This window comes from Sorangium sp. So ce836, assembly GCF_028553905.1.
Classification (GTDB): Bacteria; Myxococcota_A; Polyangia; order Polyangiales; family Polyangiaceae; genus Sorangium; species Sorangium cellulosum_D.
In genome coordinates this window covers 9,630,914-9,656,435 of record NZ_CP102233.1, presented here as the reverse complement: position 1 = coordinate 9,656,435, position 25,522 = coordinate 9,630,914, and the positions used below count along the sequence as shown (strand labels likewise).

Sequence of the window (25,522 nt, the reverse complement as noted above, 5' to 3'; positions counted from 1 at the left end):
GCCGTGACACCCCGGACGCTGAGCACCTTCTTTCGAGCCCACGCCATCGCGTCGCGGGACGTCCTCGGGTTCCGGGTCGAGCACCGGCTCGGGCTCGTCACCAGGGCGGAGGTCGAGCTGCGCTCCGGGGCCTACGTCGATCCGGACGAGCTGCTCGGCAGCCCTGCCACCCTTGCATTCGGCCGGGAGGGCCCGGAGCACGAGGTCCACGGCGTGGTGACGGACGTCGAGATCACCGCCACGCCGGCGGACCACGACCTCCAGGGCGCCTTGTACCGGATCCACGTCGCCTCGTGGATGGGGCTGCTCGAGCGCGAGGTCGACTGCCGCATCTTCCAGGACAAGGACGTGAAGGAGATCGTCTCCGAGGTGCTGCGGCGCGCTGGCATCGACGACCAGCGCCAGTCATGGCGGCTCGTGAGCAGCTATCCGAAGCGCGTCCATTGCGTGCAGTACAACGAGAGCTCGCTGGCCTTCGTCTCGCGGCTCCTCGAGGAGGAAGGCATCTACTTTCACGCCGAGTCCGGCGACGCCGGCGAGGTCGTCGTCTTCGAGGACGACAGCACGTCGAGCGATCCGATCGACGGAGACAAGGAGGTGCCCTATCGGCTCGGCGCCGGGCTCGCCGGCGCCGAGGACGCGATCGGCGTCCTCACGCGGCGGTGCCGTACGGCGACGGGCAAGGTGGTCTTGCGCGATGTCGACTTCGAGGCGCCGACGTTGGACCAGACCGTGACCGCGGCGGCGGATACGGACGCGGACCTCGAAGTGTACGACCATCCGGGGCTGTACACGGATCGGCGCGAGGGGGAGCGGCTCGCCCGGGTCCGGCTGGAAGCCCTGCAGGCCGAGCGGGCGCTCCTCGAGCTGGAGTCCGGATGCCCGCGGCTCATGGCGGGCCGGTGGCTCAAGCTCGTCGATGCCCCCGACGCTCTGGACGGCGATCACTTCATCACCGCTGCCGTCCACGAGCTGCGCGACGGGGTGTACCTTGCGCGCGCCACGACCGTTCCGAGGAGCGTCCGCTACCGCAGCCCGCGGCGGACGCCCGCGCCGATCATCGAAGGTCCGCAGACGGCGGTCGTCGTCGCGCCGCCCGGCGCGCCCACCGAGGACATCCATACGGATGCGCACGGCCGGTGCAAGATCAAGTTCCACTGGGATCGCCACGGCGAGGGCGATGACACGGCCTCGTGCTGGATCCGCGTGGCGCAGCCGCAAGCGAGCGGGGCGATCCTCCTGCCGCGGGTGGGATGGGAGGTGATCGTCGAGTTCCTGGAGGGCAACCCCGACAGGCCCATTGTGACGGGGCGCGTCTTCAACGGGCGATTCATGCCGCCTTACGCGTTGCCCGAGGGCAAGTCGCGCACCGCGCTCCGGACGAGCTCGTCGCCTGGCGGGTCGGGCGCGAACGAGATCCGTCTGGAGGACAGGGCCGGGAGCGAGGAGATCAGCATCCGGTCCCAGAGGAACACGACGCTCGCGACGGCGAACGACAAGACGCGCTCCACGGGCGCCCACGAGTCGAAGAGCGTCAAGGTCGACGCGCGGCTCACGGTGGGCGCGGACCAGAAGATCCAGGTGACGAACGGTTACCTGAGCACGGTCGACGGCGCGCAGACCGCGACCGTGGGCGGCAATCGCACGGTGCAGGTGAGCGCCGCCTTCGGGCTCACGGCCAGGGGGGCGAGCGCGGCGACGGTGGGCGGCACGCACAAGGAGATGGACGGCAATCCGGCCAGCGCCCTGCTGTCCCTCGCCGGGAAGGCGCCGACCGAGGCGGCGACAGCGGAGGCGCGCCGCGCGCTCATGGCGCTCGATCGGGCCGTCGTGGCGAAGGTCGACCAGGTGATGGCGCCCGTCCATGCGCTGGAAAGCCAGCTCGGGGATCTGGGAGCTGCCATGGACGCCCTGGGGGCCGGGAACCTGGGCGCCACGGGGAAGGCGCTCGACGCGACAGCGAGCCTGCCTTCGCCGGCGGCCTTCGGCGCGTCGCTCGGCGCGATCGCCGGCGGGCCAGCGCCCCCGGGCGGCGACGCTGGCTGGCTCGAAGCGCTGCTCGGGCGCGGACGGGAGGCCGGCTCGGGCCGCCCCGGCGATGCGTCGGGCGCCGGCTCCGGCGCCTCGGGCGAAAGCGGAGCGGGGCCGGACGGCGGAGCGGCGAGCCCTTCGGCATCGGACAGCGCCACCGGGCCGGGGCACTCCGTCAACGTGTGCGCCTCGACGCACGAGGAGAAGGTCGGTGGCGTGAGGGCGACGATCGCGGCGGCCGGCATCCACACGACGGTCGGGGGCGCGCGGACGCAGCGTGTCGGGGCGGCGCGGGTCGAGCTCGTGGCCGGCGCGCGGGTCGAGACGTGCCTCGCCGACAAGACGGAGAAGGCGGCTGGCCTGGCCGTCGTGAGCGGCGCGCCGGAGTCGGAGAGGGTCGGCGGCAGCCGGACGACGATGGTGGGCGGCGCCGTGATCGACAGGATCGGCGGATCGCACACCGTCGTGGCAGGCGGCAAGGGCATGTTCATCGGGGCGTTTCACGAGGTGGACGCCGCGGGGGCCATCCTGCTCAAGTGCGGCCCGAGCGAGGTGGTCATCGACGGCGGGGGCGTGACGATCAAAGCCGGGCTCGTCACGATCACCGCGCCCAACGTCAGGCTGAAGCGCAACGTGTCCTTGATGTGAGGCGGTATGGATGCGCCGCGTGTGGACAACCGGACCGATTTCGCCGCCGCGCCGTTCCTGCTCATCGGCAAGGACGGCGAGCGCCTCGTCGTCGTGGTGAAGGCGACGTTCGTGCTGGCCGCCGGGCAGGGCGAGCTCGAGCTCCCGGACAGGGCGGAGCAGCGCCGCATCCGCAGCGCCGACGTGCCGTGGGGCGATCCGGAGAAGAGCAGCATCAAGTATCCAGCGGACCTGTGCATCGCGAAGCCGGGCACGGACGTCATCGTGGTGGCGGCGGCGCACGCGCCCGGCAGGAAGGCCGTCCCTTTCTTCGATGCCGGCGTGCGGCTCGGCGCGCTGGAGAGGGTCGTGCGGATCTTCGGGTTGCGCGTCTGGCAGGCGAACGGCGCCGGGCTCTCCGAGCCGCGCCCCACGACCGGGATCGAGGTGCGGTACGATTACGCGTGGGGCGGGTTGGATCGGAGCGATCCGTCGCGCCCCGTGGAGGAGCCGCGGAATCCGGTGGGGATGGGGATCGCGCGCGATCCGGCGGCGCTGACGCACAAGCCTGCTCCGTTCATCGAGGATCCGGCGGATCTCATCGCCTCGGCGAGCGCGCGCCCGGCGCCTGCGGGGCTCGGCGCGATCGGCCGGCACTGGGAGCCGCGGCGGCGTCATCTGGGGACCTACGACGCCGCCTGGCGCAGGCAGCGCGCGCCGCTCTTGCCCCTGGATCACGACGACCGCGCCAACCTGTGCGCCTCGCCAGGGCTCATCGCGGCTCCGTCGCTGCGCGGGGGAGAGGACGTGGCCCTGCTCAACCTCACGCCGGGAGGGGGGACGACGCGCTTCCGGCTCCCCAGCATCGTCGTCGAGATCGCGATGAGGGCGCGAGGGCGAGCGCCTGAAATCCTCTTGCCCGAGGTCGATACGGTCCTTATCGACGCGCTCGCGCCGGCGTGCGTCGTCGTCGAGCTCGTGTGGCGAGCGGCGTTCCAGCCCCCGCGGCGCATGAAGGATGTCGAGATCGTCGTGACCGAGACGGGGGCAGGGTGAGCGTGGTCGGGGTCGTCAGGGTCGGGGCACGGACGCCGATCGGGCTGAACGCCCGGCAGACGGGCTTCTTGCTGCGCGCGGGCTTCCCGGCGGTCTCCGAGGCGCCGCTCGCGAGCTCGGCGGGCGAGGCGATCTCGATGGGATTCATCCCGGCGATCGATCCGCGCATCGTGGGGCCCGAGCGGCTCGTCCTGCTCGCGGCGCCGGCGTTCGAGGAGGCGGCCGCGCCGATCCGCGACGGGAGGACGGTGGTCCAGCTCGCGCTGGACGAGGGAGTTCCCGACGCGCCGGCGGCAACGCAGCTCCTCGCGGCTGCCGTGAAGCGCTCGATGCCATCGGCGACCGTGGGCATCGTCGCCGGAGGCGAAGCCGCCCTGGGACCGCTCCTGATCGAGGCGCTGAGCGCCCTCTCGTCGAGGCTCGTCGACGCGGTGATCCTGGGCGGCGTGCACAGCGATTACGACCCGCGCGCGATTGCGGCCCTCGAGGAGAGCGGGCGGCTCTTCTCTCCCGACAACCTCGACGCGCGCATCCCGGGGGAAGCTGCGGTGTTCTTCGTGCTGATGCGCGACGCGGACGCGGAGCGCCAGGGCCTCCGAGCGCGCGCGCGCGTGCTCGGCGTCGGCGCCGGGCGGGAGCGCGCCCGGCCTGGCGACGACGCGCCGGCCTACGAGGCGCTCGGGCTGACCAGCGCGGCGCAGCAGGCGGCCGAGCCCCTGGCGCGGGCCGGGCGGACGGCGGGGTGGATGTTGACCGATCTCACGGGTGAGATGCGGCGGCTCCGCGAGTGGCAGGCTGCGTTCGTGCGGATGCAGGACGTGCTCGGTCGCCCTTACGTCATCGATTCTCCAGCGCAGCGCATCGGCTACCTGGGGGCCGCGGCGGTGCCGCTCTTGGTCGCGATGGCGGCCACAGGGTGGGAACACGGGTATGCGCCGTCGCCTGTGGCGATCGCGACGGCGGGGAACGACGGCGGGGAGCGGGCTGCGGTGCTGCTCGCGAGCCCGGCGCGAGGGGCCGAGAGGGAGGAGCAGGCATGAGCATCACGGCGTGCGGGATGGATTGCATCACGGCCGGGTCGGGGCACCAGATGGTCCCGCTGGCGGTCAGCGTGTGCACGACGCCGGCCGCGCCTGGCCCGGTTCCGGTGCCGTATCCGGTGTTCGCGAGCTCGGCCGACGGGATCGAGAACGCGCCGGTACGAACGAAGATGGGCGGCGCGAAGATCCTGACGGTGGGTGGGAGCTTCAAGGCGTGCCACGGCAACGAGCCAGGGACGCTGAAGGAGGTGGTCAGCCTCAACACCGGCGGGCCGTCGTTCATCGTGATGGGAGCGCCGATCGTGTTCGTGGAGCTGGGCATGGTGGGGATCACCGGCAGCCCCGGCTTCTTGAACAAGGGAGGGCTCTGATTCATGTCGACAGGCGCTGGGCGCCGCGGTCCCGCCGGGAGCGTCCGCACGCAAGGCATCGGGTGAGGCGGCCAGCCATGTCCGACGAGCTCTCCGCCTTCGACGCTGGCGCGCCCTGGGTTCAGCACCTGGAGCGCGCGCACGCGCTCCTCCACGCGGTCGCGCGCTCCATCGAAGCGCAGCGTGAGCCGAGCGCCCATCTCGCGCCCGCGGCGCGCAAGCTCGAGAGCGGCCTCGGCGCGCTGTACGACGCGTTCGATGGCCGCGCCGACCGCCTCACGGCCATCGGTCGCGCGCACGGCCACGCCTGGGCGGCCGCTGTGCTCGTGGCCCGCGCGGGTCTGCCTCGGGCGCTCGCTCCCCTCCGGGACGCGTGCGCAGCGCTCGTCGCGGCCGAGGAGCGATTCCCCGGCGCGCCGCTCGCCGGGCCCAGCGCTGCCCTCCTTCGCGCGGGCGTCGATCGTCCGCCGCTGCACTTCGTCGAGCGGGCTTCGCTCGTCCCATCGTTCCGCGCGCCGAAGGTGCCCGAGCCTGAGCCTGAAGCGCGAGAGCTCGCGCCTTCGGAGCCGAGGACGTTCGACGAGCTGGCCGCCATGGCCGAGGCGATGCGCCGCCTGGCGCGCGAGCGGACCGAGGCGCTCGTCCGTCCAGCGAGACCAGCGCCGAGGCTGGTGAAGCCGGCCTCGGCCGGGGGAGAGGCGCCGCCCGGATTTGCGTTCGCGCCGCCCGCCGCGATCTCCGACGGGGACTTCGTCCGTCGCTGGGCGCGCGTGTGCTTCGAGGACATCGGGATGCTGGGAGTCCAGCGGGCGCCGCTCCCGGGTGACGACTGGCGTTCATGTCAGGCGCTCGAGCTGCGCATGGTCGCTGCCATCGACGCGCTGGCCGCGCTCGGTCCGACGGCGATCGCGCACGTCGAGCCGATGGCGATGGATGCGCCGGCCGCCGACCCCATGCGCGTCTTTGCAGCTGCGATGATCGCCGGGTGCCTCGAGGGGCGCGACGTGCTCGCCTGCGCCGAGCGGGTGCTGTTCCGGTTCGGCCCCCGCAATCCGGTCGTCGCCGACGCGTTCGTCTCGGCCATGAAGCTCGCCCAGAACCCGTTCTCGCCGAATTGCCTGCGGGCCTTGTCCGCGTCCTCCGAGCGAGGGGGCCGGGCGATCGCCGTGGAGGTGCTGGCGCACCGCGGTTGGCTCACGCCCGCGGAGCTCGAGGAGCTGAGCGAGGAGGAAGACGCGCGCGTCTTGGCTCTGGGGCTGTCCGCGCTCGCCGCGGCGAGGCATCCGCGCGGTCGACACGCGATGGAGCGGGCGCTCGCGCACGAGGATCTCGACGTCCAGGCGGCGGCGCTCGATGCCATGCTCCTCGCGGCGCACCGGGGTACGGCCGAGGCCGCGCGCAGGGCGGCGCAAGGGGCGCTCGGGGATCGTGCGCTCGTGCGCCTCTCGCTGGCCGCCCGCGAGGAAGACGCCTGGTGGCTGCTCGAGCGCATGCAGCGCTCGCCGACGCCCGCCGCTGTCGAGGCCGTGGGGTGGGCCGGGCTCGTCGAGGCGATCCCGAGCTTGCTGGATCTGCTGGAGTCGGCGGTGGAGGAGGTGGCGCGCGCCGCCGGCGCCGCGCTCGAGCGGCTGCTCGGCGCGAACCTCGTGGAGGAGGTGGAGGTCGACCCGGAGGCGCTGGAGGATGTGGTGGTGATCGATCCGGACCCGGCGCCGCTCCGGGGGCGTCGTCCGCTCGGAGAGCTGGTGAGCGATCCGCGCGACCGCCCGCCGGTCGGATCGAAAGAGACGCTGGAGGTGCCATCGACGGATCCCGCGCACTGGCGGGCATACTGGTCGGAGCACAGGGGGCGCTTTGACCCGAAACGGCGACTGCGGCGCGGGCAGATGTACTCGCCGTCGGTGTCGCTTCACGAGCTGTGGAGGCTCTCGCTCCCGGTCGAGGATCGGCGGCGGCTATGCAGGGAGCTTGCGGCGCAGACAGGGAGATGGACGCGCTTCGATCCGCACGATTTCGTCACGGAGCAGGAGCGGTGCCTCGGGGCGTGGCAGGCGATTCTCCAGGGGACGCGCGAGGCGCCGGGGGCCTGGGGACAGCGGCTGGGAGAATAGGCTACTGCTTGGCGGTGTCGCCGGAGCAGATGACGAACTGCGTGGCGCCGTCCTGAGCGTCACCGTCGCCGGTGAACCGGACCTGCCGGCGCTCCGTGGACGGGCACTTCGCGACGACCTCGTCTCTGCCCAGGCCGAGCCGCGGGTCGACATAGCACCACCCGTGCACCTTCTCGCCTCCGACCTCGACGGGCGCCGGCGGCACCGTCTCCTGGCAGGCCTTGAGCTCGTCCGGATCGCTGAGCTGCTCGACCTCGCAGACGCAGTTCCAGCCGTTCGCCTTCGCGACCGGATCGTCGCGCACCATCTGCTCGGCCATGCTGTGCTCCGTGGGCACCTTCCGCCGCGCCGCGAGCTCGTCGCAGCTGCACTGCCCGTCGGCGACGGTCCGCGCCTCCAGGACCAGGCAGCTGACCTGTCCCTCGTCGTTCGGCTGGAGGGCGCGGGGCAGGCACTGCCCGGCCAGCTTCGTCTTCAGACGATCGACGATCGCGCCGATCGCCGGCCGATAGCCGAAGTCGAGCGCGCCCTCGGCCGGATTTGTGAGCTGCGCCGGGCACACCGATCCGACGATGCCCTGGTCCCCGAGGCTCCGGATGAGCTCCAGCTGCCGGAGTCCCGGATAAGCCTTCGCCTTCACCTGGAGGTTGCTGTCGGTGCCGTCGGGGTTGTCCTGGCACAGGGGGCTGTTGTAGTCCGTCTTGTCGGTCGCCTTGTCGCAGTCTCCGTTCATCACGGGGTTCCGCAGCGGAAACACGCAGGCGAACTGGAGGTCGGTGGCGGGCGTCCACTCGTGGCCGTTGATGACGTTGGCGTCGTCCGGCGCGTCCACGCCGGCGATGGTCGTCCCGGTGATCGGGTTCACCCCGTCGCGGGGGGCCGGCGACTCGACCATGTGCGGATCCGCGGGGGGGCGGCGCGCCTTGGGATCTCCGAGGATGATGTCCCAGGTGCTCGAGAAGCCGGCGTTCGGGGCGGTCAGCTCCTCGGCGCTCTTGAAGCCGCCGACGGGGTTGCCGTCCTTGTCCTTGCCGCTCTTCAGATCGGGCTGGCCCGCGTCGTTCTGGCGCGCGATGTCCTGCCAGGGGACGCCGATGAGGCCCGCGAAGAACACGTGCTCCGGCGGGCGAATCGTGCTGAGCTCGTCGTCCGGGTCGAGATCCGAGAAGATCGGGTTGTCGACGAGATTGCCCTCGTGATCCTCGATCTGCGTGTCCGTGAGCGCCTTCGTGTAGCGGTCGATCGGGTAGAGCAGGTTGGCCCCGAACCGCCGCTTCTGGTCGAAGCAACGCAGGTTGGTCGGGTCCTCTTCCTCGTCGAGGAACGTGAGCGCGCCCCCTTCGTCGGTGCAGGTCTCATCGACCGGGCATATGCCCTTCTCGTCCTTCCACGAGCACGACTTGCAGCACGGGTCATCCGGGCCTTTCGTCGCGCACTCCTGGCGCGGCCGGGGCATCCGTTTGTACTTCGCTACCCAGAAGTCACCCCCGCCCTCGCGGATCGAGCAGTCGTTCTCGTCCGACAGCATGATGATCGCGAGGAGCGAGTCCGGCCGGAGGAACGCTTTGCGCTGGTCCAGCAGCGCCCTATCCAGCCCTCTCCGCATGGCCACTTTGTCCACCACCTCGATGGTCTCGTGGGGCGCGGGGTCCGCGAGGAACCGGTACCAGCTCTCCAGCTGCGACTCGTAGCCGCACCCGACGTCGCCCACCCCTCTGACCATGTTCGCCAGCGTCGGCACGAGTCCGCCGCCCTGGCCGTCGTCGAGGATCGACTCGCCGGCCGGGGTCAGCTTCTGCTCCGGATCCCAGGCTAGGAACCCCTTGTTTTGATACGTCGGCGGATCGTTGTCCGCGTAGTTGTCATCGTCCGTGTCGCTCCGGGCGATGAGGTGCCCCTTGTCGTTGTTGGAGAAGTGCCTGTTCAGCCCCTCGCATACGGTCCCCGCGCCGTGGTCGCCGAGGCTCGTGCTGATGATGCCGATGTGGATGTCGAGGACGGGCTCGAACTCGCGCTCCATGCCGCTCGGGCAGCCGCCGTTCACCGGCGGCGACGCACTCGTGGGGTTCAGCGGATCGACGCACTGGGGGTTGACCAGGCGCCTCACGAGGTCGGGCACGGCCAGCGCGAGGATCTCCTGCTTGTCCTTCATCGACGACGAGTTGTCGATGGTCAGGAGGAGATCGATCTTGTCGACGCGCTGCGGGAGCCGCTCGACGACAGTGCCCGTCGTGCGCGTATCCTGCTCGGCGATGGGTCGGGTCAAGCACCCCGAGATGAGCGATGTCCCGCCTACGACGAGGGAGCACCAGAGCAACGCGGCTGCGCGGGCAGCGCGGGACGGAGGACGGTCGGCCATGAATCCTTCCTTGCGCGAGAGATGGAGTAAGCCCTTCGCGCGTCGCACGCGGCGCGCGCGCTCTGCCGGCGCGCCTGTCTCGCGCGGAGTGGACGACAGGCCGCCTGGCGATCGCGAGTCAGACGCGGAGAGGGGGTGTTCGCTTGGCTGCGTGGCAAGAGCAGCGCGGCGCCATCACGAAAAATGCAGGAAGCACAGGAAGGGCGGGACGACCGCCGCGTCGCGCAGGGGTGGTGCGGTCGTCGCGTCGCGCAGCATCGGCGCGGCCGTAGCCCGGCGTGGGACGGCGCGACCGTCGCCGGGCGTGGACACGGCGCGACCCTGGCCCGGCGTGGGGACGGCGCTTCCGTCGCCCGGAGCGGACGAGGCTCGCGCCAGGTGGTGGTTTCGGAAAATTGAATTGAAGGCGGAAAGGGAGCGCCGGGCGCCTGGGGCGCCGTCGGCCGGCGGCCGGGGGGCGGAGCTCAGCTCTCGGCGGGGGCGGCCGTCTCGGCGCCGGCGACGAGCGGCGCGTACTGCGTGAGGAACTTGTTCCAGCGCTTGGTCTTGCGGCCGGGCTTGCGGGAGCTCTGGGAGCTCCTCTCCTGCTTCTGGGTGACTTTGAGGGTGAGGTGCTGGTGCTGGCGCGTAGGGCGATGCATGGCGGCGGATGCTGCTCGAAGGCGCCGCGCTGCGCAAGCCTCAACGCGACGGAAGCCGCGCCCGCTCGTCCCGCTCCGGCCCCAGGCGGCCGAAGCTGTGGATCCCGTAGATGAGGACGACGAGCGCGATCAGCGTGAGCCCCATGCCGGCGTCGGACGGCCCGACGCCGACGAGGGCGAGCCCGGCGACGAGGAGCATCCCCCCGCCGCCGAGCGCGCGGCGCGCGCGCGCCTCCTCCTCCGTCCGCTGCCCCCGGCGGCGCGCCGGGCGGCGCGCGCCCTCGCCCTGATCGACCGCGCTCACGGGAACTTCTGCGTCCGCGCGTAGGTGATGAAGTCCTGCACGTCGCGCGTCAGCTCGCGCTCGGCGGTGATCGTCGTGCGCTCGTGCGACTCGCCGACGAGGTCGTCGTAGAGGTAGTTTTGCTGGTAGAGGAGCACGATGCGGACGGCCCCGTCCGGCCCGCCGCGGACGATGCGCAGCTTCTCGTCCCGGCCGTTGGGCGGCGGGAGCGCGGCGCCGAGCGCCTGGGCGTCCTCCTCGGTCACGTAGACGACACCGTACGAGCGGTTCTGCACGCCGACGTCGACGCGGACCTTGCCCCCGCTGACGAGAGCGACCTCGCGCCCGAGCGCCGGCTGCGCGCCCTCCCGCACCATCGCCCGGCGGATGACCTCGATCGCCCGGCGCTCGTCGAGGGCGCGCAGCGGGTTCGGCGCGCGCGCCTCACCGCCGCCGCAGCCGGCGAGCGCGAGCGCCGCGGCCGCGATCCCTAGCGCGGCGCGCGCCGCCTCGCGCGCGCCGCCGAGGAGACGGCGCGCGCTCCGGGCCTCGCCGGGCGCGGCCGCGCGCGCTGAAGGCCGATGCTGAAGGGGACCGAGATGGCGGGCCCCCGACCCGCGTTGAAGCTTCCTCCACATGAGCGGGCATGAGAGTAGCCAACAGCCCGGAGCTTCGCTACTTCTCCCGGCATGGCGCGGCTCGCTGCCATCGACATCGGATCCAACGCCATCCGCCTTCGCATCGTCGACGTCGATCCTCCGGCGCTCGGGGCGTTCGGCGGCGGCCGGGAGCCGGCGCTCGCCGGGGGCTCGGCCGGGGCGCTCGACGCGCCGCGCTTCCACCCGTTCCGCGACGTCCACGCGGATCGCGCCCCCGTGCGCCTCGGGCACGACGTGTTCACGAAGGGCCGGCTCGAGTCGGGGGTGATCGGCGCCGCCTGCGAGGCGCTCCGGCGCTTCCGCACGGCGATGGATGCGGCCAAGGTCGACCGCTACCGCGCCGTGGCGACGAGCGCCGCGCGCGAGGCCCAGAACGGCGACCTCTTCGTCGAGCGCGCGGCGCGCGAGGCCGGCGTCCACGTCGAGGTCATCGAGGGCGTCGAGGAGGCGCGCCTGGTCCAGCTCGCCGTCCTGGAGCGCGTCGCGCTCGGCGACCGGACCGCGCTCCTCGTCGACGTCGGCGGCGGCTCCACCGAGCTCACGCTGCTCCGCGGCCGCAGGGCGGTCTTCTCGCGCTCGCTCCCCGTGGGGACGGTGCGGATGGTCGAGACCTTCCTCGAGGCTCGCCGCCCCGTCGACGCGGGGCACCGGCGGCTCGTCGAGGAGTACGTCGACCGCGTCATGGCCGACGCCACGCGCGAGATCGTGGAGCTGCTCGGCGAGGGTTCGGGCTCGGGGGTCGACTTGCTCGTGGGCACGGGCGGCAACATCGAGACGCTCGCGGACCTCTGCCCCCTGCCGGGCGCGCCGGTGGAGGGGCGGGCGATCGACGTGGCCGCGATGTCCCGCCTGCTGGACGAGCTGGTGTCGAAGACGCCCGAGGAGCGCGCGCAGATCTACGGCCTGCGCCCGGAGCGCGCCGACACGATCGTCCCCGCCGCGACGATCCTGAGCCGCGTCGCCCAGTCGTTCGTGCAGCCGCTCATCGTCGCGCCCGGGGTCGGGCTGAAGGAGGGCGTGCTCGTCGACCTCGCCCACGCGCACTTCCTCGGGCCTGACTTCCGCGGCGAGGCCGCCGCCGTCAGCGACGCCTGCACCCGGCTCGGCCGCCGCTACCACTTCGACGAGCAGCACGGCGCGCTCGTGGCGCGCTTCGCCGAGCGGCTCTTCGACGACCTCGCGCCGCGCCACCGCCTCGGCCAGCGCGACCGGATCCTCCTGCGCGCGGCGGCCCTGCTCCACGACATCGGCGACTTCGTCCGCTACGAGGGGCACCACAAGCACAGCTATTACATCATCGCCCACAGCGACCTCATGGGGCTGACCCCGGAGGAGCGCGCGATCGTCGCGAACATCGCGCGCTACCACAGGAAGTCGCCGCCCAGCATGGACCACGACAACTTCCGCGCGCTCTCGCGCGACGCGCGCGCCAAGGTGAAGGCGATGGCGTCGATCCTCCGCGTCGCCGACGCGCTCGATCGCGAGCACCGGGCGAAGGTCGCGGACGTGAGCGGCCGCATCGAGGAGGACACGTTGGTGCTCGAGGTGCAGGGCGCGGAGGACCGGGCGCTCGAGGAGTGGACCGTCGTCGCGAAGGCGGGGATGCTGCGCGACGCCCTCGGCCTGGACGTGCGGATCGTCGACGCCACGCCGAGATCGCTCCCGCCGGCGTCCGGCGCGACCTCCGGCGGCTGACCCGCGGGAGCCGCCGCGGCCCCGAAAAAATCGCCGCGGCCTTTGCGCGGAGCCCTGCGCGTCACCATGTAGGTGAGCACGGGGGCAACTGTGCCTCCGGGAGGGAGCGCGGCGACGCCGTGCCAGCGAGCGCGGCCGTGCCGCGAGCGAGGGCGGCTGCGCCGCCGCAGAGAGCGAGGGCGAGCGACCGTTGACGCTGAAATCTCCAAAGCTGATGGAGGCCCGCCGGGCCGCCGGCATCCTGGAGTCCGCCCTGCGCGGGCACACCGGCGATCTGACGCTCGCCGACGCCTCGGCGAGGAGCGGCTTGCCGCTGCGCGACGCCGAGAGCGGCCTGCACCTGCTCGTCAGCGAGTACCGCGGGCACCTCAAGGCGACGTCCGAAGGCGAGCTGCTCTTCCGTTTCCCGCACGGCTTCACCAAGCCGTGGGAGACCCGCACGCGGCTCGAGCGCGCGCTCGGGTTCGTCCTCCGGGGCGCCGCCGGCGTGGCCCGCTTCGTCGTGCGCGCGTGGATCGCGATCGTGCTGATCGCGTACGTCGCGATCTTCGTCGGGATCCTGATCGCCCAGCTGCTGGCCCGGTCGAACAGCGACTCGCGCGATCACGGCAGCTTCTCCGGCTCGTTCGCGGGCTACGTCCTCTTCCGGATGGTCTTCGACGCGATCTTCTGGACGTTCCACCCCTTCTCGCCGTTCGTGTGGACGGCCGAGCCGCCTTGGTCCTCGTCCTCGTCGTACGAGCGCCGCGGGGCGTTCGGGCGGCGCCGGGACGAGACGCCGTTCTACGAGAAGGTCAACCGGTTCTTCTTCGGCCCGACGCCGGCGCCGCGCGATCCGCTGGAGAGCGAGAAGCTCATCCTGGCCGAGATCCGCGCGCAGCGGGGCCGGATCGGGCTCGCCGACGTGATGCGCGTGACCGGGCTGTCGCGCGACGAGGCGGACCCGATGATGGCGCGGCTGATGCTCGACTACGACGGCACGGTCGACGTCTCGGAGGAGGGGGGGATCGTGTACCGGTTCGAGGCGATCCGGCGGACGGCGGTCGAGGCGCCGTCGCGGGCGCCGGCGCCGGTGTGGGCGAAGCGCGAGGAGCTGCCGCCGCTCACCGGGAACGACCCGGGGGTGAACGCGCTCATCGTGGCGCTCAACGGGTTCAACCTGATGATGAGCCTCTACGCCCTCGGGGCGCACCTCACGCTGGCCAACCTCGGTCTATTGGCCCGCGGGGTGCCGATGGCGGAGCTGCCCGCCACGGGGACGGCGATGGCGCTCGGGGTGGTGCCGCTCGTCTTCTCGCTCGCGCTCTTCGCGCTGCCGCTCGGCCGCGCGCTCCTGCGCCCGCTGAAGCGGCGGCGGCTCGCCCGGCGGAACGCCCGGCGGGCGGTGCTGCGGGCGATCCTCACCCGCATCGGCGCGCGGCAGGCCCGGGAGCCGATCACGGAGGCGGTGCTCCAGCGGGCCTGGCAGGACGCGGCCGGGGAGGCGCCGCGCTCGGAGGAGATCACCCGCGAGGTGGTCGCGCTCGGCGGTGACGTGGACCTCGAGGCGGGCGACGGGATCCGGTACCGCTTTCCGGATCTGGAGACCGAGGCGAAGGCGCTCGAGGCCGAGCGGGAGGCCGCCTCCGAGGACGAGGCGCGCCCGGGGAAGGTGATCTTCTCGTCCGGTGCATGAGCACCGTCTCGGGCGGTTTTGTTCTATCGAGGCGGCCGCCGACAAAGCGTCATTGCCGTGGGCGCGCGTACGGGGCCGTACCGCACGGATTCGCCGTTGATTGACGCGCTCTGGCTCGGACGTCTACGGTAGGTTTAATTTCGCTCATGTACTCCGTTGACAATAGAGCCGGTCGTCTCATCGAAGTGAGGCTGGCCTCACCGCTCCCGGCTGGCGAGGTCGACGCGTGCATCGCCAGGATCCAGGGCATCGTGACCCAGAACCGGCACGGGGCTGTGGTGTGCATCGAGCTGCTCCAGGTCGACGTGCTCGCGCCCGAGAGCGCGGAGAAGTTCCTGGAGATGATGCGCGTGCAGAACGCCACGGTGCATCGGACGGCCTACCTGCTGCCGGTGGCGAACGCGATCCTGGGGCTCCAGGTCGAGCGGCTCATCCGGGACGCGCACAACTCGAGCCGAAAGGCGTTTCGCGACACCACGTCGCTCGAGGCCTGGCTCGTCCCGGTGATGACGATGGTGGAGGCGCAGCAGCTCCGGAAGTTCTTGTCGCAGCTCGGCTGAGGCGCCGGCGGACACCGAGGAGAACGGGCCGTCGAGGAGGCCGGCCCGGCCGGCCGCGCGCCGGGCGCGACAGGCATCCTGCGGCGCGGCCCTGACGAGCGCGATCGGGTCCAATCGACGTCCAGGGGCCCGCGGCCGAGCGCGCCGCTCGGGGCGCCGCCTCGTGGTATACGGGGGCGATGCGACGCGTCGCCATCGTCGGAGGCGGTCTGGCCGGGTGCATCGTCGCGTTCAGGCGAGCGGCGGCGGGCGATCGGGTGACGCTCGTCGAGGCGGCGCCGCGGCTGGGCGGGCAGCTCTGGACCGAGCGGACCGCTGGCTTCGTGGTGGAGCACGGCGCCGAGGGGTTCATCGCGCGGAGCGAGGCGGTGCCCGCGCTGGCGGGCGCGCTCGGCATCGCCGGCGATCTCGTCGGCCAGGAGACGCACAGGTCGTTCGGCTTCGACGGCGCCGCGCTGCGGGAGCTCGCGCCGGGCGAGGCGGCGGCGTTCCTCGGCTTCCAGGTGCCGCGCGACGAGCTCGGCAAGGGGATCCGGACCTTCCGCCTCGGGATGGCGCAGCTGACCGAGGCGCTCGCGCGCGCGCTCGCGCGCGATGGGCGCGTCGACGTGCGCACCTCCGCCGCGGTCGCCTCGCTCGCGCGGGGGGCCGGCGGCGGCTTCCGGCTCGCGCTCGCCGGCGGGGCCGAGATCGACGCCGACGCGGTGGTGATCGCCACCCACGCCGCCGGCGCGGCCGCGCTGCTCGGCGAGCCGGCGCGGGCGCTCCGCGACGCCGAGACGCTCTCCAGCGTGACCGTCTCGCTGGCCTACCCGCGCGCCGCGATCGAGCACCCGCTCGACGGCACCGGCTTCGTGGTCGCCGCGGGGCACCAGGCGCACGGCTTCCGCGCGTGCACGTTCACGACCTCGAAGTTCGCCGAGCGCGCTCCCGCCGGCCATGTCGCGCTTCGCCTCTTCTTCCGCCCCGAGCCGGCCGATCTGGAGCAGATGGGCGACGACGCGTGGGCGGCGCGCGCGGAGGCCTCGCTCGCGCGCGTGCTGCGCGTGCGCGGGCCCGCCGAGCGCGCCTGGGTCTCGCGCTGGTCGAGCGCGCTCCCGGTCTCCACGCCCGCGCACGCGGCGCGGGTCCGGGAGACCGAGCAGGCGCTCGCCGGCAGCGGCGTGCTCCTCGCCGGCTCGGCGTTCCACGGCTCCGGGATCGACGCGGCCGTGCGCTCCGCCGAGGCGGCCGCGGAGCGCGTCGGCGCCCTGTCGTGATGTCCCCGACCCGGACGCGGACGATGCGCAGCATGACCACGCGCTTCACCGGCAGCTGCTGCACGCGCGGCGCGGGCGGGCCCCTCGCGCTCGGCCTCGCGGCGGCGTGCGCCGTCGCGGGCTGCCGTGACGCGCCGCAGAGGCCGGTCGCCGAGCGCTCGCCGCCCGTCGCCGAGAGCGCGCCGCCGGCCGCGGCGAGCTCGGCCGCCCCTGTCGCATCCGCGAGCAGCGCCGCGCTGCCGGCCCCGCCCTCGCCCGGCGCGCGGCCGCTCACCGAGAAGGAGAAGCAGGCCCTCGCCGCGAGCAAGGCGGCCCTGGCGAGGGGCCGGCTCGCGACGAAGGCGCGGGATTTCGGCGCGGCCATCCGGGCGTTCACCGAGGCGCTCGCCGCGGATCCGAGCGACGCGCGTGCGCTCGCGGAGCGGGGCTTCGCGCACCTCGGCGATGGCGACAGCGACGCGGCGGAGGCCGATTTCGCCGCGGCGCTCTCGGGGGCCGGCGACCCCGAGCTCCGCTCGCAGATCTGGTTCAACCTCGGGCTGCTGCGCGACAAGGCCGGAGACGCCGAGGCGGCCCGGGTCGCCTATGCGAACGCGCACGCGCTCAAGCCCTCGCCGGCGACGCGCGGCAAGCTCGCCGGCAGGTCGACGTGCGCCGTGGAGGTCCGCAAGACCGGCCTCGAGCACGCCGCCCTCGTGACAGGCTGGATCGAGCTCCTCGATCGGGTCAACCACGACGGGGAGGCGCCCGGCGAGGTGACGACCGAGGCCGCGGCGAGGGCGCGCCTGTGTGGACCCGACGGGAAGAGCGCGAGCGACGGCCCGTGCGCCGGCGACCCGCCGTGGATCTTCCCTCGCGAGCACGCGACGTATACCTACTTCCGCAACCATGTGGTCTTTCCCCGCAAGCCAGGGGGGTTCGTGGTCGCGAACGGCGGTCACTCGGGGGGCTGGCCCGCGCGCTGCCACGGGATGCGCAGCGTGAGCGGCGCGATCAAGGGGGATCTCCTCGTGGTCGAGGGGTACTTCGACGGCACCGGCGCGGTCTTCGACGGAGAGCCCAATGAAGAGCAGCGCTGCCGCGATGGCGTGAGCCACCGGGAGCAGACGTTCTACGACGCGCGCACCGGCCGAGCGATGGTGGCGCTGCGCTGGCCGGTGGGGAGCGAGGCCAGCGTGACGGTGGAGGGAGGCCACGTGGTGGTCTCTGGGGCCGGGTGCAATGAGCGATTCCGGATCGAGGCCGGTGCCCGATAGGGCACGAGGTGTGCTTTGCTTGCGCAGCTGCCTTCCGCCGCCCTCGGCATATCCAGGGCAAATCGCCGTATATCCGCGGCATTCCCCGATTGCGCCGACCGGCGCTGAGGCCCGGCGAGCTCTGGTCTCGAAGGCGAAGAAAAAAAGAATCGACTCGAAGAACTTTTCTGTTGCGCAGCCCCTTCAAGGGGAGTACTCATTCGGCAGACAGGGATTCGTTATGTTCAGCCGCCGCGACAACATGCAGCTCATCGCCAACCAGCCCAAGGCCGCAACGCCTGAAGCGATCGTGGCATGGGACCATCTGCTGGGTGGCGATTCCTTGGCGCACGACCACGGATACTCCTGCGGCATCCGCGCGTCGCGGAAGCTCGGTAACCCGGAGAATAGCGCCTAGAGGCAGCTAAGCACGCGTCGATCGACGACGTTCGCGAAGGCCGCCTCGGGAGACCCAGGCGGCCTTCGGCGTTTTGGGGCTCGTGAGCTGTAGGTCCGATGTGGGCTGCAGGCCTGTTGTGGGCCGTAGCCTCCTTGTGGGCCGTAGCCCCCCTCGTGGGCCTCAGGCCTGCTGTGGGGCGCGAGCGATAGGTTCGCCGAGGAGAGGGATTGTCTTGCTTGCAGCGCGTGCGAGGTCGCCGCGCGCTGCGCCGGGGTATTGCGCCCATGGAAAGGAGGCGCGGTAGAGAATGCGCTGGAAGCATTCGAGTCGATAGCGAATGACGTACGGGGGGAAGGTGCGCGCCCGCGAGGGCGCGATAGGGATTCGTGTGCGTCGTCTCCGGGCGCGGTAGAGCCCGAGCGGCCGTGGGTCGCTCTCTCTCGGCTCGGAGCTCGAGCTCTTCGGATCATGACGGCCTGCCGCGCGGCAGGCGATGCGGAGGTGCGCCCTCCGCGCGGACCCGTAGCTCAACTGGATAGAGCAGCCGCTTCTTAAGCGGACGGCTGGAGGTTCGATTCCTCCCGGGTCCACCCGGCGCACCGCTCGGCATTCCATGCCGGCGCGCGCCGTGAGAGCGCAGAGATCGTCGATGCGCTCTCATGGATCCCTCCGTGGAGGGATCGCTCGTTCTGTGACAACCAGGATGTGCAATGTAGATGGAGGCGCGCTGCGCCTCCATGTTCCGGTGTAGCTCAATGGTAGAGCGCCCGCTTGTTAAGCGGTGGGTTGGAGGTTCGATCCCTCCCGCCGGAGCCGCGCCCCCGGCGCTCGGAGGCAGGGCCCGCCTCGTTCACGCGAGGCCCGGGCCCGCCTCCGGCCGGGGGCCGCCGGCGCCTGCCGCGAGCAGGCGCCCCGGGATGGAAAGGCGCCTCATCTGGGGTGAGGAGCTCCGCCGGTTCGAATCCGGCCATCCCGACGATAGCTTGCGTGGGTGTTACTCTTCTGGTGAAGAGGGCAGGTTGTGACCCTGCGGAGACGGGTTCGATCCCCGTACGCCCACCCAGGACGGGTCGATCGCGCTCGGTTATCTTTGGTAGATCCTCCGAGCGCGCCGCTTATCCGTCCTCTTTTGCCCGGGCCCTCGGGCCGGAGGTGGTGTCATGGCCAATTATCTGAAGCACTTCGCCGCGCTGGTCACCCCGCAGCGGCGGAAGGCCCGCGCCGATCAGGTGCAGAACAGCGCCGGTGGCTACGCCTTCGCCCTGGACGAGTGGGCGAGGCTCGACCGCTGGCTGATCCTCGGCGCGGAGGGGGGGACCTACTACGCGACCGAGCGGAAGCTCACCGTGGAGAACGCCCGCGCCGTCGAGGCCTGCCTCGCCGCGGACGGGCCCCGCGCCGTGCAGCGCATCGTCGACGTCAGCGGTTCGGGGCGAGCGCCGAAGAACGCGCCTGCGATCTTCGCGCTCGCCATGGCCTCCGCCGACCCGAAGCTCGAGACCCGGAAGGCCGCCCTCGCGGCCTTGCCCGAGGTGTGCCGCACGGGGACGGATCTCTTCCACTTCGCTCGCGACGTGCAGGGGTTCCGCAAGTGGGGCCGCGGGCTCCGGTCCGCCGTCGCTGCGTGGTACAACGGCAAGCCCGCCGACAAGGTCGCGCATCAGGCGATCAAGTATCAGCAGCGCGACGGCTTCAGCCACCGCGATCTCCTGCGGCTCGCGCATCCTGTCGCGCCGACCCCGCAGCACGACGCCCTTTACCGCTGGATCGTCGGCGGCATCGAGGCGCTCGGCAAGGAGTCGGCGCGCGGCAAGGCGCTCCCCGTCGGGGAGCTGCCGGGCGCGGTGCGCGCGTTCGAGTCGCTCCGCGCGGCGACGAACCGGAAGCAGGTCACGGCGCTGATCCGACAGCATCGCTTCACGCACGAGATGCTCCGGACCGAGTGGAAGAACGACCCCTCGGTGTGGGAGGCGCTGCTCGAGCACATGCCCCAGACGGCGCTCGTCCGGAACCTGGGGAAGATGACCGCGATCGGCCTGCTCGCGCCGATGAGCGACGCGTCGCGCAGGGTGGCGCAACAGCTCACCGACGCCGGCCGCCTGAAGGCGGCGCGGGTCCACCCCGTCGCCGTGCTCTCGGCCCTCGAGGTCTATGAGCAGGGTCACGGCGAACGCGCTCGCCGGCGCGAAAACGCGCTCTCGTGGACCCCGGTCCGCGAGATCGTCGACGCGCTGAACGAGGCGTTCTACCTCGCGTTCCGGTCGGTCGAGCCGACCAGGAAGAAGCACCTCCTGGCGCTCGACATCTCCGGATCGATGACCAGCGGTTGTATCGCTGGCGTCCCTGGCCTGACGCCGCGCGTGGCGAGCGCGGCCATGGCCATGGCGACGGCGCGGATCGAGCGCGAGTACAGCGTGGTCGGCTTCTCGGCGGCGTCGGGCGGGTACGGCGGCAAGTGGGGCGGGGGAGTCCCCGGCCTCTTGCCGCTCGCGATCTCGCCGGAGCAGCGGCTCGACGACGTGCTGCGCGCGGTGGAGGGCCTCCCCTTCGGCGGCACCGACTGTGCTCTGCCGATGATCTGGGCGAAGCGGAACCGGGTGGAGGTCGACTCGTTCGTCATCTACACGGACAGCGAGACCTGGGCGGGCGGCGTTCACCCGTTTCAGGCGCTCAGGGACTATCGGCAGGCGATGGGCCGACCGGCGAAGCTGATCGTCGTCGGCATGACGTCGACCGGCTTTTCGATCGCCGACCCGACGGACCCCGGCATGCTCGATGTCGTGGGGTTCGATGGGGCGGCCCCCCAGGTGATGGCGGATTTCACCCGGGGTGCCTCGTGACAGACAGCGTGACGGACGGGCTCCGCCGGCCCGTCCGTCCGACGCCGTGGCGCCGCGCGGGCGCCCCCTCCTGCGGGACGCCGCCATGATGGATGGCACCTGTTCTTCATCCTTTGCCCGGGCTTGCCCGGGCCGCCGGAGGACAGTTCTCGTGGTTCGACTCCAGCGTCCCGCTCCCAGGAGCTGCCCCCGAGCCCGATTGGATAGGGGCCGGCCTACGAAGCCGGTCGATGCGGGTTCGAGTCCCGCCGGGGGCGCCGGGATCCTCACCTCCGTCGTCCGATCCATCGCCCGACCCGGGCCGAAGGACGACGGTTCTCGGATCCCGACCATGCCGCTGTAGCTCAGCCTGGTAGAGCACCTAATGCCGTTCTCCGCCCGCTTGCCCGACCCGGGCCGAAGGAGGACGGTTACCGTAACCTAGGATGTCGCGGGTTCGAGTCCCGCCGGCGGCGCCGCGTTGCCCTCGTATGCATCTGGTGAAGCAGCCTGATTGTCGATCAGGTGAGGGGAGTTCGATCCTCCTCGGGGGCGCCTCGGGAGCTCTCCAGAGCTCCTGCGAAACGGCGCGATCGCTTCATGCCCGGCTCCCTCCAAGAAGAGCGAGCTCGGTCCAAAGAAACCGACGGCGCGCCGTCCAATGCACAAGGAGATGACGATGAAGATCTGACGCGATGATCGCTGGTCCGGGGTGATGGTTCAACCGGGAGAACACTGCCCTCGCACGGCAGGGATCGAGGTTCGACCCCTCGTCGCTCCACCGGACGGGCCGAAGCTCGTGGGTTACCGCCATACCTGTTCCGTGTGTCCCCCACGGCGTGCCTTGCCCGTCCGTTCGTCTTCCGCGATCGCGCGACGCGGCGCTCTCCCCCGGCCCGCGGTCCTCGTCACGTGACCACGTCCCCATCTTGCTAGCGGCTCAGGCGGCCGGATTTTCGCTCCGGAGACGCGGGTCGAATCCCGCTGGGGACGCCGGGCCGCTCCGCTCGCCTGCGTGCTTCCTCGGGAGCCCGCGCCCGAGCGAGCTCCACGGGTGACACCCTGCCCGGGTGGCGAAACGGCAAACGCTGCTGGCTCAAACCCAGCCTACTGGGGGTTCGACTCCCTCCCCGGGCACCGATCGCGCGTGACCTGGAGCGACATCATGAAAAGAAAGAGACGATAACGAGGTGGGCCATGACCGCGCAGACGCTGCTTTTGACGCCGTGGATGGTGCCCCATAAGGTCATCCCGTGGCAGACCGCTGTCACGATGAGCTTCCTGGGCAAGGTGGAGATCATCGAGGAGTACGACGACGTCATCCGGTCGCCGTCGCTTTCCATCAAGGCGCCCGCGGTGGCGCGGCTGAAGCGGCCGACGCTGGGGATGAAGCGCGGCGTGAAGTTCTCGAGGGTCAACGTCCTGCTGCGCGACGGCTTCCGCTGCCAGTACTGCGGCGTGAAGAAGGAGGCACGCGAGCTCAACTATGATCACGTCATCCCGCGCGTGCAGGGCGGCAAGACCGTCTGGGACAACATCGTGGCCTCGTGCTACGCGTGCAATACGATGAAGCGGGGCCGGACGCCGGAGCAGGCCGGCATGAAGCTGCTCCGCGCCCCGGTGAAGCCGAAGTGGCTGCCCCCGGCGCCCGTCCTGGGCCTGAGCGAGCGGCGCATCCCGGAGGTGTGGGCAGGCTACTGCGCGAGCGCGGGATGACCCGAGCCCCGCGCGCCGGCGCGACCACGACGCCGCCCCACGGGCGAGGCGTCCGGCGCGCCGGCGCGCCTCGGGGCTTCCGCCGCCGGGCGGGCAGGTGCAGGATGGTCGGGCATGGTGATGCGTCCGACGCCCGACCGCATCGAGGACGAGCTCGCGCCGTTCCCCGCGGTCCTGCGCGGCTGGCTCATCGAGGGCGAGCTCGGCCGCGGCGGGATGGGGCGGGTGTTCCGGGCGCGGCACCCGAAGACGCGGGCGCGGGCGGCGATCAAGGTGCTGCTCGGCGATTACGCCCGCCGGCCGGACGTGGTGGCCCGCTTCCGGCAGGAGGCGATCGCCGTCAACATCATCAACCACCCGGGAATCGTCCGCGTCTTCGACTCCGGCGAGCTCGAGGACGGCTCGCCCTATATCGTGATGGAGTACCTCGACGGCCGGGGGCTCCGCGACTGGGTGCAGGCCGTGCCGCCCGCGGAGCGGCCGCGGCAGGTCGTGCGGCTCGGCTACCAGATCGCCTCGGCCATGGCCGCGGCCCACGCGTCCAAGGTCGTCCACCGCGATCTGAAGCCGGAGAACATCATGGTGGTCGACGACGAGCTCGCGCCCGGGGGCAGCCGCGTCAAGATCCTCGATTTCGGCATCGCGAAGGTCCTCTGGGGGGGTCTGCCCGAGGTGCTGGAGCTCGAGGGGAGAGGCTCCCTCGCGCCCGCGTCCGCGCCTACGATCCGCACCGAGCTCTCGACGCGGCCGGCGCCGACGGTGGGCGCCACGACCGGCCCAGCGAGCGCGCTGGGCGCGAGCGCCACGCCAGAGAGCGCCCTGGGCGGCGCGAGCGCCACGCCAGAGCGCGAGGCCCACGAGGACGACGCGCTCCGGAGCCTCCCCGTCGTGAGCATCGGCAGGCCCGCGATCCACCCCGTGCCGGTCGAGATCCCGCCCGAGGCGGTCTCCTCCGCGGCGCCGCGCGGGTCGCGCGCGTCGATCGAGCCAGGCGCGCCCGCGCCGCAGAGCGAGGGCGCGGGACAGCCCACGATGCCGTTCACGCAAGAGGGCGCGTGGGGCCTCGGGACGAGGAGCTACATGGCGCCGGAGCAGGAGCGCCACTCCGGGAGCGTGGACGTCAAGGCGGATGTCTACTCGCTCGGCGTCATCCTCTATGAGCTGCTCGAGGGGCGGACGCCCGACGCGCCGAGCGCGGCGTGGCCGCCCCCGATGAGCGCCGCCACGCCGCCCGATCTCGTCGCCCTCGTCCACCGGGTGCTGGCGTTCGATCCCGAGGCGCGGCCGCGCATGGCGGAGGTGGCGAGCGCGCTTCACCGGCTCGGCCGGGCGAAGAAGGAGCTCGACGAGGCGCTCTCGAGGTGGGTCGCCGGCGGCAGGGCGCCGGGGCTCTTGCCGCGCGGCAAGGCGCTGCACGAGCTGTCCGCCTGGGCCCGGGACATCGACGATCTCTCCGGCCTGGAGCGCGGCTTCCTCGACGCGGCCGCCGCCGCCGAGGCGCGCCGCGAGCGCCTCACGCGGGTGCTGCTCGCCCTCGGCGTGGTCGTCCTGATGGGGATGGTCGCGACGACCACCGTGTTCTGGATGCACGCGACGCGGGCGCGCAAGACGGCGGAGGCCGCCGAGCGTGCCGCGCGCGAGCACAGCCGCCTCGAGGCGGCCGCGAACGCTTCGGCGCAGGAGGCGCTCGCGAAGATGAGCGAGGCGCAGCGCGCGACCGAGGAGGCGCTCGCCCTGGCGATGAAGGCGAGCGACGACGCGAAGAGCGCCAACTCTGCCAAGGAGTCGATGACCGAGGCAAAGCGCCTGGCCGAGAACGCCGAGCTCCGGGCGAGGCGCGCGGCCCAGGCTGCGGCCGCCGCGAAGGCCGAGGCCGACGCGCGCTACGAGCAGTCGAAGAGCGCGCTGGAGCGCGAGATCGCCGGCCTCGAGATCGACCGCGAGCGCCTGGCGGCGCGGCTCGATCAGGCCGAGATCGAGCGCGAGCGGGCGAGGGCCGCGCTCCGCTCGAGAGATCACGATCTCAGGACGGCGCTCTCGGAGCTGAGGCGTGAGTCCGCGCGCGTGGGCTGGCTCGAGCGCAAGCTCGATGAGGCCTCCGAGCGGATCGACGCGCTGGAGCGGCAGCGCGAGGAGTGCGTCATGCGGCAGCCCAGAGCGCAGCCGCAGCCCGATCCGCCCCGGGACGGGGTCGCGGTGCCCGTACAGGAGGAGACGGAGGAGATCGCGACGCCGCCGGCCGAGCCCCCGCTGGGCTCGACGCCGCAGCCGGCGCCTCTCCCGCCGTTGCCGCGCGGTACGACGATATAGCCGCTCGCAGGGGGAACGAGGGAGAGCGGGGCTCGCGCGCCGCCCGCGCGAGCCCCGTGATCGCTTCGTTCGGGGCTAGCTGAGCGTAGGGATCTCCTCGCGACCGCGATTGCCGCCGCGCGCGTCCACGATCCGCACCGTGCTCGCCTGGGGCCCCTCGTCGCCGTCCTCTTCCGTGTAGGCGACGCCCATGCCGATCTTCAGAGCGGAGAACGGCGCCGACACGATGCTTCGCTCGTGAAAATAGATCTCCCGACCATCGGTCGTCGTGATGAAGCCGTAGTCGTTGAACAGCTTGGAAATGACGCCGGCCGTGTCTTGCGCCGGGTGGGACTTCACCTCGCTCCGCTGCTCGCTCGCGAGCTTCTTCAGCTGGCGGACGGCGCGCTGGAAGACGTCGCGCACGGCCGTGGGCAGCAGGTTCCTGGCGGCCCGCTCCTCGCTCACGATCTCGTGCTTGCCGGCCACGTGGAGATCGACGCGCACCCGGTACTCTCCGCCCGTGCCCTGGCTCGCGTGGTCGCGCTCGACGACCACGGCGCAGCTGTTGATGTGGTCGTTGAAGCGCTGGATCTTGTTCGCTTGCTCCCGGATCAGCTCCTCGAGCGAGGGGCTTTTGTCGATGTGTCGGAAGGTGAGCTCCACTTGCATGCTCGCTCCTTTCATCCTGCGTCG

The 25,522-nt window shown here is 72.1% G+C and carries 19 protein-coding genes and 9 tRNA genes; 23 read left to right on the top strand and 5 right to left on the bottom strand.

What is annotated here, in order from left to right:
* The first annotated feature begins 3 nt into the window (after positions 1 to 3).
* From NQZ70_RS34935 to NQZ70_RS34915, 5 genes are all read left to right on the top strand, one after another.
* A complete protein-coding gene (locus tag NQZ70_RS34935; RefSeq protein WP_129578093.1) occupies positions 4 to 2,679 on the top strand; it encodes a type VI secretion system Vgr family protein in 2,676 nt (891 codons plus the stop codon).
* Positions 2,680 to 2,685: 6 nt separating this feature from the next.
* A complete protein-coding gene (locus NQZ70_RS34930; RefSeq protein WP_129578092.1) occupies positions 2,686 to 3,714 on the top strand; it encodes a DUF2169 domain-containing protein in 1,029 nt (342 codons plus the stop codon).
* Positions 3,711 to 4,754, top strand: coding sequence for a hypothetical protein (locus NQZ70_RS34925; protein ID WP_129578091.1), 1,044 nt, complete (start codon positions 3,711 to 3,713; stop codon positions 4,752 to 4,754). The genes NQZ70_RS34930 and NQZ70_RS34925 overlap by 4 nt, the downstream gene beginning before the upstream one ends.
* On the top strand, positions 4,751 to 5,125 hold the full coding sequence (locus tag NQZ70_RS34920; RefSeq protein ID WP_129578090.1) for a PAAR-like domain-containing protein: 375 nt from the start codon (positions 4,751 to 4,753) through the stop codon (positions 5,123 to 5,125). The genes NQZ70_RS34925 and NQZ70_RS34920 overlap by 4 nt, the downstream gene beginning before the upstream one ends.
* 77 nt (positions 5,126 to 5,202) lie before the next feature.
* Positions 5,203 to 7,236: a hypothetical protein gene (locus tag NQZ70_RS34915; protein ID WP_129578089.1), complete on the top strand. Its 2,034-nt coding sequence runs from the start codon at positions 5,203 to 5,205 to the stop codon at positions 7,234 to 7,236.
* Position 7,237: 1 nt separating this feature from the next.
* Here the strand turns inward: NQZ70_RS34915 and NQZ70_RS34910 are convergent, their stop codons facing one another.
* From NQZ70_RS34910 to NQZ70_RS34895, 4 genes are all read right to left on the bottom strand, one after another.
* The gene (locus NQZ70_RS34910; protein WP_129578088.1) at positions 7,238 to 9,595 is read right to left on the bottom strand and encodes a hypothetical protein; all 2,358 of its coding nucleotides are present in this window, start codon (positions 9,593 to 9,595) and stop codon (positions 7,238 to 7,240) included.
* A 464-nt stretch (positions 9,596 to 10,059) separates the two neighbouring features.
* On the bottom strand, positions 10,060 to 10,236 hold the full coding sequence (locus tag NQZ70_RS34905) for a hypothetical protein (RefSeq protein ID WP_165374328.1): 177 nt from the start codon (positions 10,234 to 10,236) through the stop codon (positions 10,060 to 10,062).
* Positions 10,237 to 10,276: 40 nt separating this feature from the next.
* Entirely contained in the window at positions 10,277 to 10,540 is a 264-nt protein-coding gene (locus tag NQZ70_RS34900) for a hypothetical protein (RefSeq protein ID WP_020738639.1), read from the bottom strand.
* Positions 10,537 to 11,157, bottom strand: a complete 621-nt coding sequence (locus NQZ70_RS34895) for a hypothetical protein (protein WP_129578087.1) — start codon at positions 11,155 to 11,157, stop codon at positions 10,537 to 10,539. The genes NQZ70_RS34900 and NQZ70_RS34895 overlap by 4 nt, the downstream gene beginning before the upstream one ends.
* A gap of 51 nt (positions 11,158 to 11,208) precedes the next feature.
* Here NQZ70_RS34895 and NQZ70_RS34890 point away from each other — a divergent pair, with 51 nt between their 5' ends.
* The 18 genes from NQZ70_RS34890 (at position 11,209) to NQZ70_RS34805 (ending at position 24,847) form a co-directional block, all read left to right on the top strand.
* On the top strand, positions 11,209 to 12,873 hold the full coding sequence (locus NQZ70_RS34890; RefSeq protein ID WP_129578086.1) for a Ppx/GppA phosphatase family protein: 1,665 nt from the start codon (positions 11,209 to 11,211) through the stop codon (positions 12,871 to 12,873).
* A 190-nt stretch (positions 12,874 to 13,063) separates the two neighbouring features.
* A complete protein-coding gene (locus NQZ70_RS34885) occupies positions 13,064 to 14,548 on the top strand; it encodes a hypothetical protein (protein WP_237244313.1) in 1,485 nt (494 codons plus the stop codon).
* A 146-nt stretch (positions 14,549 to 14,694) separates the two neighbouring features.
* Positions 14,695 to 15,108: a hypothetical protein gene (locus NQZ70_RS34880; protein ID WP_044986386.1), complete on the top strand. Its 414-nt coding sequence runs from the start codon at positions 14,695 to 14,697 to the stop codon at positions 15,106 to 15,108.
* A 179-nt stretch (positions 15,109 to 15,287) separates the two neighbouring features.
* A complete protein-coding gene (locus tag NQZ70_RS34875; protein ID WP_129578085.1) occupies positions 15,288 to 16,367 on the top strand; it encodes an NAD(P)/FAD-dependent oxidoreductase in 1,080 nt (359 codons plus the stop codon).
* A 32-nt stretch (positions 16,368 to 16,399) separates the two neighbouring features.
* The gene (locus NQZ70_RS34870; protein WP_165374327.1) at positions 16,400 to 17,623 is read left to right on the top strand and encodes a tetratricopeptide repeat protein; all 1,224 of its coding nucleotides are present in this window, start codon (positions 16,400 to 16,402) and stop codon (positions 17,621 to 17,623) included.
* A gap of 220 nt (positions 17,624 to 17,843) precedes the next feature.
* Positions 17,844 to 18,020: a hypothetical protein gene (locus NQZ70_RS34865; RefSeq protein WP_165374326.1), complete on the top strand. Its 177-nt coding sequence runs from the start codon at positions 17,844 to 17,846 to the stop codon at positions 18,018 to 18,020.
* Between the two features lie 498 nt (positions 18,021 to 18,518).
* Positions 18,519 to 18,592: transfer RNA gene (locus NQZ70_RS34860), tRNA-Lys, on the top strand.
* 151 nt (positions 18,593 to 18,743) lie between these two features.
* A tRNA-Asn gene (locus tag NQZ70_RS34855) sits at positions 18,744 to 18,815 on the top strand.
* Between the two features lie 175 nt (positions 18,816 to 18,990).
* Positions 18,991 to 19,065: transfer RNA gene (locus NQZ70_RS34850), tRNA-His, on the top strand.
* A gap of 97 nt (positions 19,066 to 19,162) precedes the next feature.
* On the top strand, positions 19,163 to 20,842 hold the full coding sequence (locus tag NQZ70_RS34845; protein WP_129578083.1) for a TROVE domain-containing protein: 1,680 nt from the start codon (positions 19,163 to 19,165) through the stop codon (positions 20,840 to 20,842).
* Between the two features lie 185 nt (positions 20,843 to 21,027).
* Positions 21,028 to 21,099: transfer RNA gene (locus tag NQZ70_RS34840), tRNA-Arg, on the top strand.
* A gap of 76 nt (positions 21,100 to 21,175) precedes the next feature.
* A tRNA-OTHER gene (locus NQZ70_RS34835) sits at positions 21,176 to 21,297 on the top strand.
* A 7-nt stretch (positions 21,298 to 21,304) separates the two neighbouring features.
* Positions 21,305 to 21,376: transfer RNA gene (locus NQZ70_RS34830), tRNA-Asp, on the top strand.
* 154 nt (positions 21,377 to 21,530) lie between these two features.
* Positions 21,531 to 21,602, top strand: a tRNA-Ala gene (locus tag NQZ70_RS34825).
* A gap of 139 nt (positions 21,603 to 21,741) precedes the next feature.
* Positions 21,742 to 21,814 (top strand) — tRNA-Glu (locus NQZ70_RS34820).
* Between the two features lie 71 nt (positions 21,815 to 21,885).
* Positions 21,886 to 21,958 (top strand) — tRNA-Leu (locus NQZ70_RS34815).
* 60 nt (positions 21,959 to 22,018) lie between these two features.
* Entirely contained in the window at positions 22,019 to 22,537 is a 519-nt protein-coding gene (locus NQZ70_RS34810; RefSeq protein ID WP_129578082.1) for an HNH endonuclease, read from the top strand.
* A gap of 114 nt (positions 22,538 to 22,651) precedes the next feature.
* Positions 22,652 to 24,847, top strand: coding sequence for a serine/threonine-protein kinase (locus NQZ70_RS34805; protein ID WP_129578081.1), 2,196 nt, complete (start codon positions 22,652 to 22,654; stop codon positions 24,845 to 24,847).
* Between the two features lie 75 nt (positions 24,848 to 24,922).
* Here NQZ70_RS34805 and NQZ70_RS34800 read toward each other — a convergent pair whose 3' ends face one another.
* Positions 24,923 to 25,498, bottom strand: coding sequence for an HPF/RaiA family ribosome-associated protein (locus tag NQZ70_RS34800; protein WP_129578080.1), 576 nt, complete (start codon positions 25,496 to 25,498; stop codon positions 24,923 to 24,925).
* Positions 25,499 to 25,522: the final 24 nt, after the last annotated feature.